The organism is Kitasatospora sp. NPDC094028, from assembly GCF_049543595.1.
In the GTDB taxonomy this organism is placed as follows: Bacteria; Actinomycetota; Actinomycetes; order Streptomycetales; family Streptomycetaceae; genus Kitasatospora.
Window position 1 is genome coordinate 208,635 of record NZ_JBMVFA010000002.1, and the last position, 14,196, is coordinate 222,830.

The 14,196-nt window shown below is 75.2% G+C and carries 13 protein-coding genes and 1 pseudogene; 3 read left to right on the forward strand and 11 right to left on the reverse strand.

The genetic code is table 11. The annotated features are described in order from the left end of the window. Window positions 1–54 precede the first annotated feature (54 nt). The 8 genes and pseudogenes from ACPC54_RS03970 to ACPC54_RS04005 all read right to left on the reverse strand — a co-directional run bounded on the left by ACPC54_RS03970 (window position 55) and on the right by ACPC54_RS04005 (window position 7,172). Entirely contained in the window at window positions 55–924 is an 870-nt protein-coding gene (locus ACPC54_RS03970; protein ID WP_498960907.1) for a hypothetical protein, read from the reverse strand. 129 nt (window positions 925–1,053) lie between these two features. Beyond that, on the reverse strand, window positions 1,054–2,031 hold the full coding sequence (locus ACPC54_RS03975) for an NAD(P)H-quinone oxidoreductase (protein WP_498960909.1): 978 nt from the start codon (window positions 2,029–2,031) through the stop codon (window positions 1,054–1,056). A gap of 36 nt (window positions 2,032–2,067) precedes the next feature. Continuing rightward, window positions 2,068–3,123, reverse strand: a complete 1,056-nt coding sequence (locus ACPC54_RS03980; RefSeq protein WP_498960911.1) for a potassium channel family protein — start codon at window positions 3,121–3,123, stop codon at window positions 2,068–2,070. Between the two features lie 73 nt (window positions 3,124–3,196). After that, complete coding sequence (locus ACPC54_RS03985; RefSeq protein ID WP_498961547.1) at window positions 3,197–4,381, reverse strand: molybdopterin molybdotransferase MoeA; 1,185 nt, start codon at window positions 4,379–4,381, stop codon at window positions 3,197–3,199. 20 nt (window positions 4,382–4,401) lie between these two features. After that, window positions 4,402–4,653: pseudogene (locus ACPC54_RS03990) on the reverse strand (DUF6457 domain-containing protein); the annotation flags it as partial. Between the two features lie 131 nt (window positions 4,654–4,784). After that, the gene (gene mobA / locus ACPC54_RS03995; RefSeq protein ID WP_498960912.1) at window positions 4,785–5,372 is read right to left on the reverse strand and encodes a molybdenum cofactor guanylyltransferase; all 588 of its coding nucleotides are present in this window, start codon (window positions 5,370–5,372) and stop codon (window positions 4,785–4,787) included. Between the two features lie 67 nt (window positions 5,373–5,439). Next, the gene (locus ACPC54_RS04000; RefSeq protein WP_498960914.1) at window positions 5,440–6,420 is read right to left on the reverse strand and encodes an MBL fold metallo-hydrolase; all 981 of its coding nucleotides are present in this window, start codon (window positions 6,418–6,420) and stop codon (window positions 5,440–5,442) included. A 104-nt stretch (window positions 6,421–6,524) separates the two neighbouring features. Further along, on the reverse strand, window positions 6,525–7,172 hold the full coding sequence (locus tag ACPC54_RS04005) for an FMN-dependent NADH-azoreductase (RefSeq protein WP_498960916.1): 648 nt from the start codon (window positions 7,170–7,172) through the stop codon (window positions 6,525–6,527). 257 nt (window positions 7,173–7,429) lie between these two features. On the opposite strand from ACPC54_RS04005, the gene ACPC54_RS04010 reads away from it, so the two are divergent. Beyond that, entirely contained in the window at window positions 7,430–7,747 is a 318-nt protein-coding gene (locus ACPC54_RS04010; protein WP_498961549.1) for a winged helix-turn-helix transcriptional regulator, read from the forward strand. 87 nt (window positions 7,748–7,834) lie between these two features. Here the strand turns inward: ACPC54_RS04010 and ACPC54_RS04015 are convergent, their stop codons facing one another. Continuing rightward, window positions 7,835–8,602 carry a polyprenol monophosphomannose synthase gene (locus ACPC54_RS04015; RefSeq protein ID WP_498960918.1) on the reverse strand — a complete coding sequence of 256 codons (768 nt, stop codon included), beginning with the start codon at window positions 8,600–8,602 and terminating at the stop codon, window positions 7,835–7,837. Between the two features lie 362 nt (window positions 8,603–8,964). Between ACPC54_RS04015 and manA the strand changes: the two genes are divergently transcribed. Then, window positions 8,965–10,182, forward strand: coding sequence for a mannose-6-phosphate isomerase, class I (manA, locus tag ACPC54_RS04020; RefSeq protein WP_498960920.1), 1,218 nt, complete (start codon window positions 8,965–8,967; stop codon window positions 10,180–10,182). A 68-nt stretch (window positions 10,183–10,250) separates the two neighbouring features. Here the strand turns inward: manA and dnaB are convergent, their stop codons facing one another. Continuing rightward, on the reverse strand, window positions 10,251–11,852 hold the full coding sequence (gene dnaB, locus ACPC54_RS04025) for a replicative DNA helicase (RefSeq protein ID WP_498960922.1): 1,602 nt from the start codon (window positions 11,850–11,852) through the stop codon (window positions 10,251–10,253). A gap of 428 nt (window positions 11,853–12,280) precedes the next feature. Here dnaB and ACPC54_RS04030 point away from each other — a divergent pair, with 428 nt between their 5' ends. Further along, window positions 12,281–13,663 carry an MATE family efflux transporter gene (locus ACPC54_RS04030; protein ID WP_498960924.1) on the forward strand — a complete coding sequence of 461 codons (1,383 nt, stop codon included), beginning with the start codon at window positions 12,281–12,283 and terminating at the stop codon, window positions 13,661–13,663. 76 nt (window positions 13,664–13,739) lie between these two features. Here ACPC54_RS04030 and rplI read toward each other — a convergent pair whose 3' ends face one another. Further along, window positions 13,740–14,186 (reverse strand): 50S ribosomal protein L9, encoded by a 447-nt coding sequence (gene rplI / locus ACPC54_RS04035; protein WP_498960926.1) that lies wholly within the window; start codon window positions 14,184–14,186, stop codon window positions 13,740–13,742. Window positions 14,187–14,196: the final 10 nt, after the last annotated feature.

A 14,196-nucleotide genomic window follows, 5' to 3' on the forward strand; every position in this document is an offset into this window, starting at 1 on the left:
CCGATCGGCGCTCGACGACAGCCGCCCGCACGCCGGTGGAGCGGCGCCCGGCGGCTAGCCGCGCCGCAGCCGCAGCCCGACCAGGCCCACGCCGCAGCCGATCAGCCCCAGCCCGACGCCCAGCGGCAGCTGCACGGTGGACGCGTCCTGCCAGCGGGCCGGCAGCACGACGGGCACGGCGACGGCGGCCGCGACGGCCTGGCCGGAGGCCACCGGAACGCTCTCCGAGGCGGGATCGCCGGTGGGCGCGGGTGCGTCCGGGGCGCCCGGGTCGTCCTCGGTCGCCTGGTCCGGCGCCTGGTCCGGGGCCTGGTCCGGGGCCTGCTCGACGCCCTGGTCGGCGGCCTGGTCGGGCGCCTGCTCGGCGGCGGCGTCGGCGCGCTCGGCCGCCGAGCCGGGCCGGTAGCGCAGCGCCCGGGGGTCGACGCCCTCCGGGTGCGGGCGCACCGGGTGCTGCGGCGGCGCGGCGGCCGGGGTCGGGGCGGGCCGGGACGTGGACGTGGGCGTGGGCGCGGGCATGGACGTGGACGTGGACGTGATGGCGGGCGCGGTCCCGGTGGCAGCGGGGGCATCCGGGGCCTCGGCCGAGGGGGACGCCGCCGGCCCGGCGCTCGGCGCAGCGTCGGCGCCCGCCGTCCCGGTCGGCCCGGCGGCCTCGGACGGGGACGGGGACGGGGACGGGGACCCGCCGGACGGCGCCGGGGCGGGAGCGGACGCCGCCCCCGGCGAGGGCGCGGCCGCCGCGACCGAGGCGACGGCCAGCGGCAGCGTCACCCCCAGGACGGCGGCCGTGAAGAGCCGCCGCGCCCGGCCCGGACGGAGGTCCCGGCGGCAGCGGCCCCAGCGGTTGCGACGGTGGTGCGGCGGAACGGGCAGCGGCCCGAGGAGCGCGTGCGCGCGGGACGCGCGGAGAGGTGCGGCCACGGTCGGAGGTCCTTCCGACGGCCGACCGCGCCCGGGGGCGGGTCAGCGGCGGGACAGCTCGTGACCAGCCTCACACAATCCGACAACAGGGGCATTTCGGACCCGTCGACCCGCCCCGCCGCGGCCCGCTCAGGCCCGCAGCACGACCTTCCCGACCTGCTCCCCCGCCTCCAGCACCCGGTGCCCCGCCCCGGCCTCGGCCAGCGGCAGCACCCGGTCCACCACCGGCTTCACCACCCCGGACTCCACCAGCGGCCACACGTGCTCGCGCACCGCCGCCACGATCGCCGCCTTCTCCGCCAGCGGCCGCCCGCGCAGGTTGGTGGCGATCACCGCGGCGCGCTTGCGCAGCAGCGCGTTGAGGTCGAGCTCGCCCTTCACGCCGCCCTGCAGCCCGATGATCACCAGCCGTCCGTTGACCGCCAGCGCCTCGACGTTCCGCTGCAGGTACTTGGCGCCCATGATGTCCAGGATCACGTCCGCCCCGGCCCCGCCGGTGGCCTTGCGGACCTCGTCGACGAAGTCCTGCTCGCGGTAGTCGACCGCGACGTCCGCGCCCAGTTCGACGCAGCGGGCCAGCTTCTCCGGGCCGCCCGCCGTGACCACGACCCGCGCCCCGACCGCCTTGGCCAGCTGGATCGCCATCGTCCCGATCCCGCTGGCGCCGCCGTGCAGCAGCACCGTCTCACCGGGCCGCAGGTGGGCCGTCAGGAAGACGTTCGACCACACCGTGCAGGCCACCTCCGGCAGCGCCGCGGCCTGCTCGGGGCCCAGCCCCTTCGGCATCGGCAGCAGCTGCCCGCTCGGCACCGCGACCAGCTCCGCGTAGCCGCCGCCGGCCAGCAGCGCGCACACCTCGTCGCCGACCGCCCAGCCGGACACCCCCGGCCCGAGCGCGACGATCCGCCCCGCGCACTCCAGCCCGGGGTACGGCGAGGCGCCGGGCGGCGGGTTGTAGAAACCCTGCCGCTGGAGCAGGTCGGCCCGGTTGACGGCGGTGGCCGTCACCTCGACCAGGACCTCGCCCTCACCGGGAACCGGGTCGGGCACCTCGGCCCAGACGAGCGCCTCGGGACCGCCGGGTACGGGAATCGTCATCGCATGCATGCCCCGAACCTACTGCGCCGCACGGCCGTTCCGGCGTCAGGCCCCGCGGGCGGTCGCCTTGATGACGATGACCCGGTCGGTCAGCTGCAGCACCGCCGCCTCCGGCTCGTTGAAGTTGAGCACCCGCCGCCCGCGGACCACCGCGACCACCAGGTCCGCGCAGTCGCGCGGGCCGTGCCCGGCCTCGGCCCGGGTGACCGGCCGCTCCACCACGTCCAGCCCCTGCCCGTAGGTCAGCAGGTCCTCCATCACCGCCCCGGCGTGCGGGCTGAGCATCGACAGGCCGAGCAGCCGCCCGGCCGAGCTGGAGCTGGTGACCACCACGTCGGCGCCGCTCTGCCGCAGCAGCGGCGCGTTCTCGTCCTCCCGGACGGCCGCCACCACGGTGGCCGCCTTGTTCAACTGGCGCGCCGTCAGGGTGATCAGCACCGCGGTGTCGTCCCGCTCGGGCGCGACCACCACCCGGGCGGCGTCCGGCAGCGCCGCGCGGACCAGGGTGTCGGTGCGGGTGGCGTCGCCGACCACGCCGACCAGGCCGTGCTGCGAGGCGTGCTCGATCGCCTTGCGCTGCGGGTCGACGACGACGATCTCCTCCTTCTTCACCCCCTGCCCGAGCAGGGTGTCGACGGCGCTGCGCCCCTTCGTCCCGTACCCGATGACGACGGTGTGCTCGCGCACGGTGGACCTCCAGCGGTTCAACCGCCATTGCAGGCGCGTCCGTTCGGTCAGCACCTCCAGCGTGGTGCCGACCAGGATGATCAGGAACAGCACCCGCAGCGGGGTGATGACGAGGATGTTGATGAGCCGGGCGCTGTCGCTGTACGGCGTGATGTCGCCGTACCCGGTGGTGGAGAGCGTGACGGTGGCGTAGTACGCCGCGTCCAGGAAGCTGAACTCGCCGCCCGCGTTGTCGTGGTAGCCGGCCCGGTCGAGGTAGACGATCACGCTGGTGGCGACCAGGACGGCGAGCGCCAGCAGCAGCCGCGAGCCGACCTGCCGCAGGGCGGGCTCGGTGCGCCGCGCGGGCAGCACGATCCCGGCGTCCGCCCACGGGTCCGTCCCCGGCGCCACGGCCCCGCGCAGACGCCTCATGCGCCCGCCTCGCCGCGCTCGGCAGGGGCGTTCGCCCACCCGCACCGCTCGACGGCGGGTTCGCTCCGCTCGCTCACGGGGCCTCCACCAGCTCGACGGTCTCCCCCGCCGCCACGCCCCCCGGCGGCACCACGGCCAGCGCCTCGGCCAGGGCCAGGCCGCGCAGCATCGCCGGCCCGTCGAAGGCGAGCGGGCGGACGCCCTCGGCGGTACGGCGGACGGGCAGCAGCCGGGTGTCCACCGGGTGCCCGGGCAGCGCGACGGCGGCCGGCGCCGCGGCGGGGCCCTCGGCGCTCCGCCCGCTGCGGGCGTGCAGCAGCGGCAGGGCGAGCGTCACCAGGCCGGCGACGGCGGCCAGCGGATTGCCGGGCAGGCCCACCAGGTGCCGCCCGCCGGGGAGTTCGGCCAGCAGCATCGGGTGCCCCGGCCGGACGGCCACGCCGTCCACCAGCAGCCGGGCGCCGGCCTCGGCCAGGGCCCGGTGCAGGAAGTCGACCGGCCCGGCGGCGGTGCCCCCGGTGGTGATCACCACGTCGGCCCCGGAGTGCCGCAGCGCGTCCCGGAGCAGCCCGAAGTCGTCGCGCACGCACCGGACTTCGGCCACCTCGGCACCGGCCGCGCGCAGCCAGGGCGGCAGCAGCGGCCCGAGCGCGTCCCGGACCAGGCCCGGCCTGGGCACCCCGGAGGCGAGCAACTCGTCGCCCAGGACCAGCAGTTGGACCACCGGGCGGCGGTGGACCGACAGCCGGTCGTGGCCGCAGGCGGCAGCCAGGCCGAGCACGGCCGGGCCCACCGGCGCACCGGCCGGCAGCAGCTCCTCGCCCCGGCGGCACTCCTGACCGCGCGGCCGGACGTCCTGACCGGTGGTCAGCGGCCCCGGCCCGCACGCGTGCAGCAGCGCGCCGTCGACCCGGCCGTGCTCGCGGCGCAGCACCGCCGTGGCGCCGGGCGGCAGTTGGGCGCCGGTGGCGATCTGCACGGCGGCGCCGTCGTCCAGCGGCGCCACCTCGGTGCGGCCGGCCAGCACCTGCCCGGCCACCCGCCAGGGCCCGGGCCCGGCGACGGCCCAGCCGTCCATCGCGGAGGTGTCGAAGGCGGGCAGGTCGGTCAGCGCGGTGAGCGGTTCGGCGAGGGTGTGGCCGAGCGCCTCGACCAGCGGCAGCCCGAGCGCGGGCAGCGGGCGCAGCCCGGCCCGCCGGGCGGTCGCCCGGGCCCGCGGCCAGCCGAGCACCCCGGGGCCGGTGTGCGGTGCGGCCATCGCGGTCTGCCCGACCGTGCTCACGGCTCGCCCGGCCGGTCGGCGGCGGTCCACCGCTCGGCGAGCGCCACGGTCCGCCGGACGGCCTCGGCGACGGCCTCCGGCCCGCCGCCCTGCTGGGCGGCGGCGTAGCCGATCAGGAAGGCGGTGAGCGGCGCGGCGGGCCGCTCCACCCCGTGCGCGACCACCCGGGCCATGTCGAGCAGGCCCCGGACGTCCACGTCCAGGTCGATGCCCAGGTCGGCGTTGACCTCGGCGATCCAGTCATCCAGCGTGCGCTCCATGCGCCCATGCTGCCCGATCGGCGGTTTCCGGGAGGTGTTCGCCCCGTGTGCGGCGCGCGTCGATTCGCTCACAGCGCCCCAGCCGGGGCCGTGAACCGCGCGGAAGCACCGGAAGCGCGCTACTCCTGCCGCCGGTCCCGCTCCCGGGCCCGCTCCAGGTCCTCCCAGGTGTCGCAGTCGTACGCGACGTTGTCGGTGTCGGCCACCAGCACCCGGGTCAGCCCGCCGGTGAGGCGGCGCAGCGGGAGCCCGGCCGGGTCGCCGAGGGCGGCCAGGGCGGCGCGCAGCGGGGCGGTGCGGTAGGCGGCGGTGAGCGGCTGGTCGCGTCCGGCGGCGTCGACCAGGACGGCGGCGTCGGCGTGCTCCCCGGCCTCGTCGAGGGCGGTGGCGAGGCGCTCCACCGTCCGCCGGTCCAGGAAGGGCAGGTCGGCGGCGAGCAGCAGCACGGTGTCGGCGGTGACCAGGGCGAGCCCGGCCGCGACGGCGGCGACCGGCCCGCCGCCGGCCGGCCGCTCCCTGGTCCAGAGCGCGTCGGCCCGCCCGGTCGGCCGGGCGGGGCCGACCACGACGGCGGTGCGGGCGCCCGCGCAGGCGGCGAGCACCCGGTCGAGCAGGCTGCTCTCGCCCACGGTCAGGCCGGGCTTGTCGGCCCCGCCGAGCCGCCGGGCGGCCCCGCCCGCCGGGACGATCACGTCGTACGGCGTCATGCGGCCAGTATCCCGCCCGGGGCCCAAGGGCCAGGCCCTACGGCTCCAGGCCCTACGGCTCCAGGCTCTACGGCTCCAGGTCCTCCGGGGAGATCTCCACGGTGTCCTCCGGATCGACGGTGTCCGCCGCGTCCGCCGCGTCCGCCGCCTCCTGCCGGGCGGCGGTGTTCGCCGCCGCGCCCAGGTCCAGGACGACCGGCAGCGTCAGCTCCCCGTACCGCTCGTTCATCGCGGTGGTCAGCGCCTCCGCGTCGTCCGGGTGCTCGGCCAGCAGCCGGTCGAAGTCCCGCAGGTACTCGCCGGTGAAGGCGAGCACCCGGGCGGCGTCGTCGCCCTGCCCGGGGGCGCGGTGCCCGGCGATCACCCGGTCCACGTCGAGGTCCGCGATCCGGTCGAGGTTGTGCCCCCAGGTGGTGCGCTGCGCGGGGGTGGTGTCGGCCGTCCACACGTGGGTGCCGTTGTAGGCGAAGTCACCGGCGATCACCGTGCGGATGCTCGGCACGTGGACGACGGTGGAGTTCCCGCAGTCGCCCTGCCCGAGCAGCAGCACCGGGATGACCTGCCGGTCGAGCATCAGCGGCTGCGGCAGCAGCGGGGCGGGGATCAGCGGGTGGTCCGGGACGTCGTCGCCGTACACCGGCTTCCACTGGGCGACCTTGGCCGCGGCGGTGCGCCGGATGCCCTCGACCACCGCCGGCGCGGCCAGCAGCCGCGCGTCGGGGAAGAGCTTCAGCACCTCCTCGGCACCGAAGTAGTGGTCGGGGTGCTGGTGGGTGACGACGATGGCGAGCAGTCGGCGTCCCTTGCCCGCGACCCATTCGGCCAGTTCGCGACCGGCGCTGCGGGTGAGCTGGGCGTCCACCAGGATCGCCGCGTGCTCGCCGAGGATCAGCGTGGAGGTGGCGAAGAAGGCCGATTCGGGGCCGGTGAAGACGGCGACCTCCAGCGGCCGGGCGGGCCGATCGGCCGCCGCGGCGGGGCCGGCCCCGGCGGGCTCGGCGTCCACCCGCTCCGCGTCGGCGCTCTCCTCGGGCGGGGACGACGTCACGGGCTGCTCCCTTGGTTCGCGGACGGACGTGCTGCGCCCTACAGCATGGGAGCAGCGGCGACCGATCGCGAGCGAGGCGCGCCAGACGGGTCGTGACGGTCAGCTCACACCGCGACCCGGGCGGCGATCTCCTTGCCGCGGCGGGTGGCCTGCTCCAGCGCCTGCGCCCGGGACGCGACGGCGTTCGGGACGAAGTCGGCCATCGCCGGCACCTTCGCCGCCAGGGCGAACTCCGGGACGATGAAGTCGACCTCCAGCCCGAGCATGCCGGTGAGCACCTTCTCCAGGTACGTGGTGACGAACTCGTACGGCTCGCGCGGCGCGCCGGGCGCGTACGAGCCGCCGCGGGGGGCGACGACGGTGACCGGGGTGCCCTTGGCGGTGGGCGCCTCGCCGGCCGTGCGGCCGACCAGGATCACCTGGTCCAGCCAGGCCTTGAGGGTCGACGGGATCGTGAAGTTGTACATCGGCGCGCCGATCAGCACGGCGTCGGCCTGCTCCAGCTCGGCCATCAGCTCCTCGCGCAGGGCCCAGGCGGCGGCCTGCTCGGCGGTGCGGCCCTCGGCGGGGACGTACGCGCCGTTGATGCCGTGGACGTCCAGGTGCGGGACGGGGGCGGCGGCGAGGTCCCGGTGGATCACGGTGCCGCCGGGGTGCTCGGCGAGCCAGGCGGCCTTGAAGGCGGCCGCGACCTCGCGGGAGAGGGAGCCGTCGACGACCGCGGTGGAGTCGATGTGCAGGAGCGTGGGCATGGCAGTACCTCCGAGAGATTAGTAGCTGCCTTTTCCCGTGCAGCTGCAGCTACCGTAGCAGCTTACTTTTCTGCAGTCACTAGGGAAGCGTCTAGTAGGCTGGAGCCATGGCCAAGCGCGAGGCAGTGACCGACGACGTGGTGACCGGCGCGACGAAGACCAGCCCGGCGACGACGACCGGCACGGCGGCCGACGCCGTCCCGGCCCCCGCCGACGTGTGCGACGCCGGGAGCGAGGCCGGCTGCATCAACGTCGAGATGGCCCTCCACCGGGTGTTCACTCTGCTCGGCAAGCGCTGGACCGGCCTGCTGCTGGGCGTGCTCAATCACGGCGGCCCGGCCTACTTCTCCGAGCTGCGCCGCGCGATCCCGGCCATCAGCGAGCGGATGCTCTCCGACCGGCTGACCGAGCTGGCCGAGGCCGGTCTGGTCGTCCGCGAGGTCGACGCCGGCCCGCCGCTGCGGGTCAGCTACCGGCTCACCGAGGGCGGCCTCGCGCTGAAGCCCGCCCTCGGCGAGCTCGCCGTCTGGGCCGACCGCTACCTGCCGGAGAGCGCCCTCAAGGGCGGCTGCTGAAGCCACCGCCGCCGGCCCCCGGACACGCGAACGGGCCCGCCCACCGACAACCGGTGGGCGGGCCCGTTCGGACGTTCGGGCGGCGGATCAGCCCTTCTTCGCGCCCCCGCGCAGCTTGGCGACCCGGTCGGCGACGCCCCAGGACGTCACCCGCCACAGCGCCTCGACCACGATGTTGCGGCTCATCTTGGACGCGCCCAGCTCGCGCTCGACGAAGGTGATCGGCACCTCGGCCACCTTGAAGCCGGCCTTCACCGTGCGCCAGGCCAGGTCGACCTGGAAGCAGTACCCGGCCGAGGCCACCTCGTCCATGCCCAGGCCCAGCAGGGTCTCCTTGCGGAAGGCCCGGTAGCCGCCGGTGACGTCCCGGATCGGCACGCCCAGCATCAGCCGCGAGTAGGTCGAGCCGCCGCGCGAGAGCAGCAGCCGGGACTTCGGCCAGTTCACCACCCGGCCGCCGGGCACCCAGCGCGAGCCGAGCACCAGGTCGGCGCCGCGCAGCGCGGCGAGCAGGCGGTCCAGTTCCTCGGGCTGGTGCGAGCCGTCCGCGTCCATCTCGACCAGGACGTCGTAACCCTCGTCGATACCCCAGCGGAAGCCCGCGAGGTAGGCGGCGCCCAGGCCCTCCTTGCCCTTGCGGTGCAGGACGTGCACGTGGCCGTCGTCGGCGGCCAGCTTGTCGGCCAGCTCGCCGGTGCCGTCCGGGCTGTTGTCGTCCGCGACCAGCACGTGGGCCTCGGGGACGGCGGCGCGGACCCGGCCGACGATCCGCTGGACGTTCTCCGCCTCGTTGTAGGTCGGGATGATCACCAGAACCCTGCCGAGATCAGCAAAACTCCGCTGGTTCACGGTCACGTACAAACCTCTCGGCCGATGGCGGGGAGTACCAGAACACCGGCTCCCGCAGTCTGGAACGCGGCTCCGCCGCCGGCCCGCCGGCGATCGCCGCGGTGGGGAACTGTCGCGCGGGGCGGAGACTTCCGCGTCCTGGCATCCTACTACCGCGCCCCCGGGAAGTGCCGGTCCGTCCTCGGCACTCCCACCGGACACCCACCGTTTCCCCTTCCGGGACACCGGTCGGCTAGGGTCGATGCCCTTGCCCTGGCGCGTGCCCGTACCGCCCGTACCGCCCGCGCCACCCGGGGCCCCGCCCCGGCGATCCGGCACCCGCCCGCCCAGCCGGCGCTGGCAGTCAGCGAAGGAGTAGGACCGCGCGCATGGACAGGCTCGTCAACACCGTCCGCCCGTACGCCTGGGGGTCGCTCACGGCCCTGCCCGAGCTGCTCGGAGTGGAGCCGACCGGCGAACCGCAGGCCGAGCTGTGGATGGGCGCCCACCCGGGCGACCCGTCCCGCGTCGACCGCGGCGCCGGACCGCGCCGGCTGGACGAGCTGATCGCCGCCGATCCGCGGGGCGAGCTGGGCGAGGCGAGCGTGGCCAAGTTCGGCCCGGCCCTGCCGTTCCTGTTCAAGGTCCTCACCGCGGGCATCCCGCTGTCCATCCAGGCCCACCCCACCGTGGCCCAGGCCCGGGCCGGGTTCGCCGCCGAGAACGCGCTCGGCATCCCGCTGGACGCCCCCGAACGCAGCTACCGGGACGACAACCACAAGCCTGAAATGGTGTGCGCGCTGGGCGAGTTCGAGGGCCTGTGCGGCTTCCGCCGGCCCGCGGACGCGGCTCGCCTGCTGGCCGGCCTCGCGGTGCCCGGGCTCGACCCGGTGATCGCGCTGCTGGCCGCCGGACACGGCGCTACCTCGCCGAAGGCCGGGGGAGAGTCCGAGGCGCTGCGCGGGGCGCTGGCCGCCGTGCTCACCATGGACGGGGAGGCCGCCGCGCGGACCGTCCGGGAGACCGTCGAGGCGCTGGGCCGCACCGACCCGCAGGGCGAGTACGCGCCGTACAACCGGATCGCGAAGGACTTCCCCGAGGACCGTGGCGTGATCGCCGGCTTGCTGCTCAACCACTTCCGGCTGCACAGCGGCGAGGCGCTCTACCTGGGCGCCGGGGTGCCGCACGCCTACCTGTCCGGCGCCTGCGTCGAGCTGCAGGCCAACTCGGACAATGTGCTGCGGGCCGGCCTCACCCCCAAGCACATCGACGTGCCCGAGCTGCTGAAGGTCGTGGTCTTCGAGCCCTGCGCACCCGAGCCGGTGCACCCGCGCCGGGTCGCGGCCGCGCCCGGCGAGGAGCTGTACCCCGTCCCGATCGACGAGTTCCGGCTCTCCCGCTTCACCCTGGGCGACACCCCGTGCGAGGTGGACGGCCGCACCCCGCAGATCCTGCTCTGCACCGAGGGCACCGCCCGCCTCACCGCCGCGGACGGCACCGGCCTGACCCTCGCCCGCGGCCAGTCGGCGTTCCTCCCCGCCACCGGCGCCCCCACCCGGCTGGCCGGCCCGGCGGCGACCGTCTTCCGCGCCACCGTGACGCTCTGACCGCCTCCGCCCGAAGCGACCGACCGCGAACGGCCGGGGCGAGCCGGGGACAGCCGGGGACAGCCGGGTCAGTCCCGGGTCATGTCGACGAAGCGCGAGTAGTGGCCCTGGAAGGCGACGGTGATGGTCGCGGTGGGGCCGTTACGGTGCTTGGCGACGATCAGGTCGGCCTCGCCCGCGCGCGGGGACTCCTTCTCGTAGGCGTCCTCGCGGTGCAGCAGGATGACCATGTCGGCGTCCTGCTCGATCGAGCCGGATTCGCGCAGGTCGGAGACCATCGGCCGCTTGTCGGTGCGCTGTTCCGGACCACGGTTCAGCTGGGAGAGCGCGATGACCGGGACTTCCAGCTCCTTGGCCAGCAGCTTGAGGTTACGGGACATGTCCGAGACCTCCTGCTGGCGGTTCTCGGCTCGGCGGGAGCCGCCGGACTGCATCAGCTGGAGGTAGTCGATGACGATCAGCTTGATGTCGTTGCGCTGCTTGAGCCGGCGGCACTTGGCCCGGATCTCCATCATCGACAGGTTCGGCGAGTCGTCGATGAACAGCGGCGCCTCGCTGACGTCGGGCATCCGGCGGGCCACCCGCGTCCAGTCGTCGTCCGTCATGTTCCCGGAGCGCATGTGGTGCAGCGCGACCCGGGCCTCGGCGGAGAGCAGACGCATGGCGATCTCGTTGCGGCCCATTTCGAGCGAGAAGATCACGCTCGGCAGCTTGTGGTGGATCGAGCAGGCGCGGGCGAAGTCCAGCGCGAGGGTGGACTTACCCATGGCGGGGCGGGCCGCGATGACGATCATCTGGCCGGGGTGCAGGCCGTTGGTGAGCTGGTCGAAGTCGGCGAAGCCGGTCGGCACGCCGGACATCTGACCGTTGCGGGAGCCGATCGCCTCGATCTCGTCGAGGGCGCCCTCCATGATGTCGGCGAGCGGCGCGTAGTCCTCGTTGGTGCGCTGCTCGGTGACGGCGTAGATCTCCGCCTGGGCGGCGTTGACGATCTCGTCGACGTCGCCCTCGGCCGCGTAGCCCATGCCGGCGATCCGGGTGCCGGCCTCGACCAGGCGGCGCAGCACGGCGCGCTCGTGGACGATCTGGGCGTAGTACTCGGCGTTGGCGGCGGTCGGGACGGAGTTGACCAGGGTGTGCAGGTAGGCGGCGCCGCCGACCCGCTGGAGCTCGCCGCGCTTGGTCAGCTCGCCGGCGACGGTGATCGGGTCGGCCGGCTCGCCGCGGGCGTAGAGGTCGAGGATCGCGCCGTGGACCAGCTCGTGCGCGGGCCGGTAGTAGTCGGCCGGCTTGAGGATCTCGACGACGTCGGCGATGGCGTCCTTGGAGAGCAGCATGCCGCCGAGGACGGACTGCTCGGCCGCCAGGTCCTGCGGGGGCACCCGCTCGAAGCCGTCGCCGCCGCCCCGGCCCTCGTCGTCGCGGCGGTCCCGGCGGTCGCCCTTCTTGCCGCTGTCGTTGAAGCCGGCGCCGCCCTTGCGGAAGCCGCCCTGACCGTCGCCCCGGCCGCCGCCCTGGCCGCCGCGGTTGCGGGAGACCGGGAGCCGGTCGCTCGGCCCGTCCGGGAAGGGTGCGTCGTCGAAGGCGCCGGCCGGGAACGGGTCCTCGGCGGGCTGCCAGTCCTCCTCCGGCGGCGGGGCGTCGTGGGGGTCGTACTGGGGGCCGGTCACGCGTGTTCCCCGATCAGCGAGTGGTGCGAGTTCTGGAGCGGAGCCGCTCCTCTTTGTACGCCACGGCAGTGACAAATCGGACGCCGGGGTGGGCGGGAGTGTCGGGCGGAGGGCCCACGCTAAGGCGCCGGGAGCCCCAGCGCCAAGGCGGTTATCCACAGGGGGTGTGGACGAGCGGCCCAGGGCTGTGGAGAAGTACCGCAAAGCTGTGGACACCCCTGTGGAAGCCCCTGTGGATAAACCGACCATCGATCCACCGTCAACCGGCTGACCTGGGATTCCTTCTTCCCGGGCCTGTGCATGAGAAATTCTTCACACACACCCGGACGGCTGTGGGCACCGAGCACGCCGAGTGCGTCACTCCACAGTTCGAGTAAGACCTGAAAACCACTCGTGGTCATTACCTGTGGATGAGTACCCTGGAGCCCATGACCGCCGCCCCCACCGACCCCCCGGCCGGACCCGCCGTCGGGCCTCCCGCCGCCCCCTCCGCCCGGCCCTCCCGCCGCCGGCACGACCGCGAGATCCTCGCCCTCGCCGTGCCCGCCTTCGGCGCGCTCGTCGCCGAGCCGCTGTTCCTGATGGCCGACTCGGCGATCGTCGGCCACCTCGGCACCCCGCAGCTCGCCGGGGTCGGCGTCGCCTCCGCCGCGCTCACCACCGCCGCCGGGGTGTTCGTCTTCCTCGCCTACGCCACCACGGCCGCGGTGTCCCGCCGGATCGGCGCCGGGGACCGCCGGGGCGCCGTCCAGCAGGGCGTCGACGGCCTCTGGCTCGCGCTCGGCCTGTCCGCCCCGGTGGTCCTGCTCACCGTGCTGCTGGCCCCCTGGGCGGCCGGCGCGCTGGGCGCCTCGCCGACCGCCGCGCCGCACGCCGAAACCTATCTGCGGATCAGCGCCCTGGGCATCCCGGCGATGCTGCTGGTGCTCGCCGCCACCGGCGTGCTGCGCGGCCTGCAGGACACCCGCACCCCGCTGCTGGTGGCCGTCGCGGGCTTCACCGCCAACATCGGGCTGAACGCCGGGCTGGTGTACGGCGCCGGGCTCGGGGTGGCCGGCTCGGCCTGGGGGACGGTGCTGGCGCAGACCGGGATGGCCGCCGTCTACCTGGTCGTGGTGGTCCGCGGCGCCCGCCGCGAGGGGGCCTCGCTGCGGCCGGACGCGGCCGGCATCCGGGCCGGCGCCAGGGCGGGCGGCCCGCTGCTGGTGCGGACGGTCAGCCTGCGCGCGGTGCTGATGATCGCCACCGCGGTGGCCGCCCGGCTCGGCGACGACCAGATCGCCGCGCACCAGGTCACCATGACGCTGTTCAGCTTCCTGGCCTTCGCGCTGGACGCCATCGCGATCGCCGGGCAGGCCATCATCGGCCGCCACCTGGGCGCCTCGGACGTCCCGGGCGCCAAGGAGGCCGCCCGCCGGATGGTCGAGTGGGGCGTCGGCTCCGGGGTGGTGCTCGGCCTGCTGGTGGTGCTCGCCCGCCCGCTGTACGTGCCGCTGTTCACACCCGACCCGGCGGTGCAGGGGCAGCTGGCCACCGCCCTGCTGCTGCTCGCGCTCACCCAGCCGGTGGCCGGCCTGGTCTTCGTCCTGGACGGCGTGCTGATGGGCGCCGGGGACGGCCCGTACCTGGCCCGGGCGGCGCTCGCGACCCTGGCGGTGTTCGTCCCGACTGCCCTCGCGGTGCCGCCCTCCGGCACCGGGCTGGCCGGGCTCTGGTGGGCGATGAACCTGTTCATGCTGGTGCGCGCCGCGTTCCTGGTGTGGCGGGCCCGCGGCGGCCGCTGGCTGGTCACCGGCGCCGTCCGGGCCTGAAGGGCGGACGGCGCCGGGAACGACCGAGGGCCGGACTCCCGGAGGAGTCCGGCCCTCAGGCCACTGCTGGTGGGACTCAGGCAGCCACGACGGCGACGTCGAGGTTGGCCACGACGTCCGAGTGCAGCTTGACCGAGACCTTGTGGGTGCCCACGGTCTTGATCGGCGAGGCGATCGCGACGGCGCGCTTGTCCACGGCCGGGCCGCCGGCGGCCTTGATGGCCTCGACGACGTCGGCCTGGGTCACCGAGCCGAACAGACGGCCGGCGTCGCCCGAGCGGACGGCCAGCTTGACCTGGACGCCCTCGAGCTTGCCCTTGACCTCGTTGGCGGCCTCGAGCGTCTGGATGGCGTGGATCTTGCGGGCGCGACGGATCGCGTCGACGTCCTTCTGGCCACCCTTGGTCCAGCGGATGGCGTAGCCACGCGGGACCAGGTAGTTGCGGGCGTAGCCGTCCTTGACCTCGACGACCTCGCCGGCGGAGCCGAGACCCGGCACCTCGTGCGTGAGGATGATCTTCATTACTCGGTCA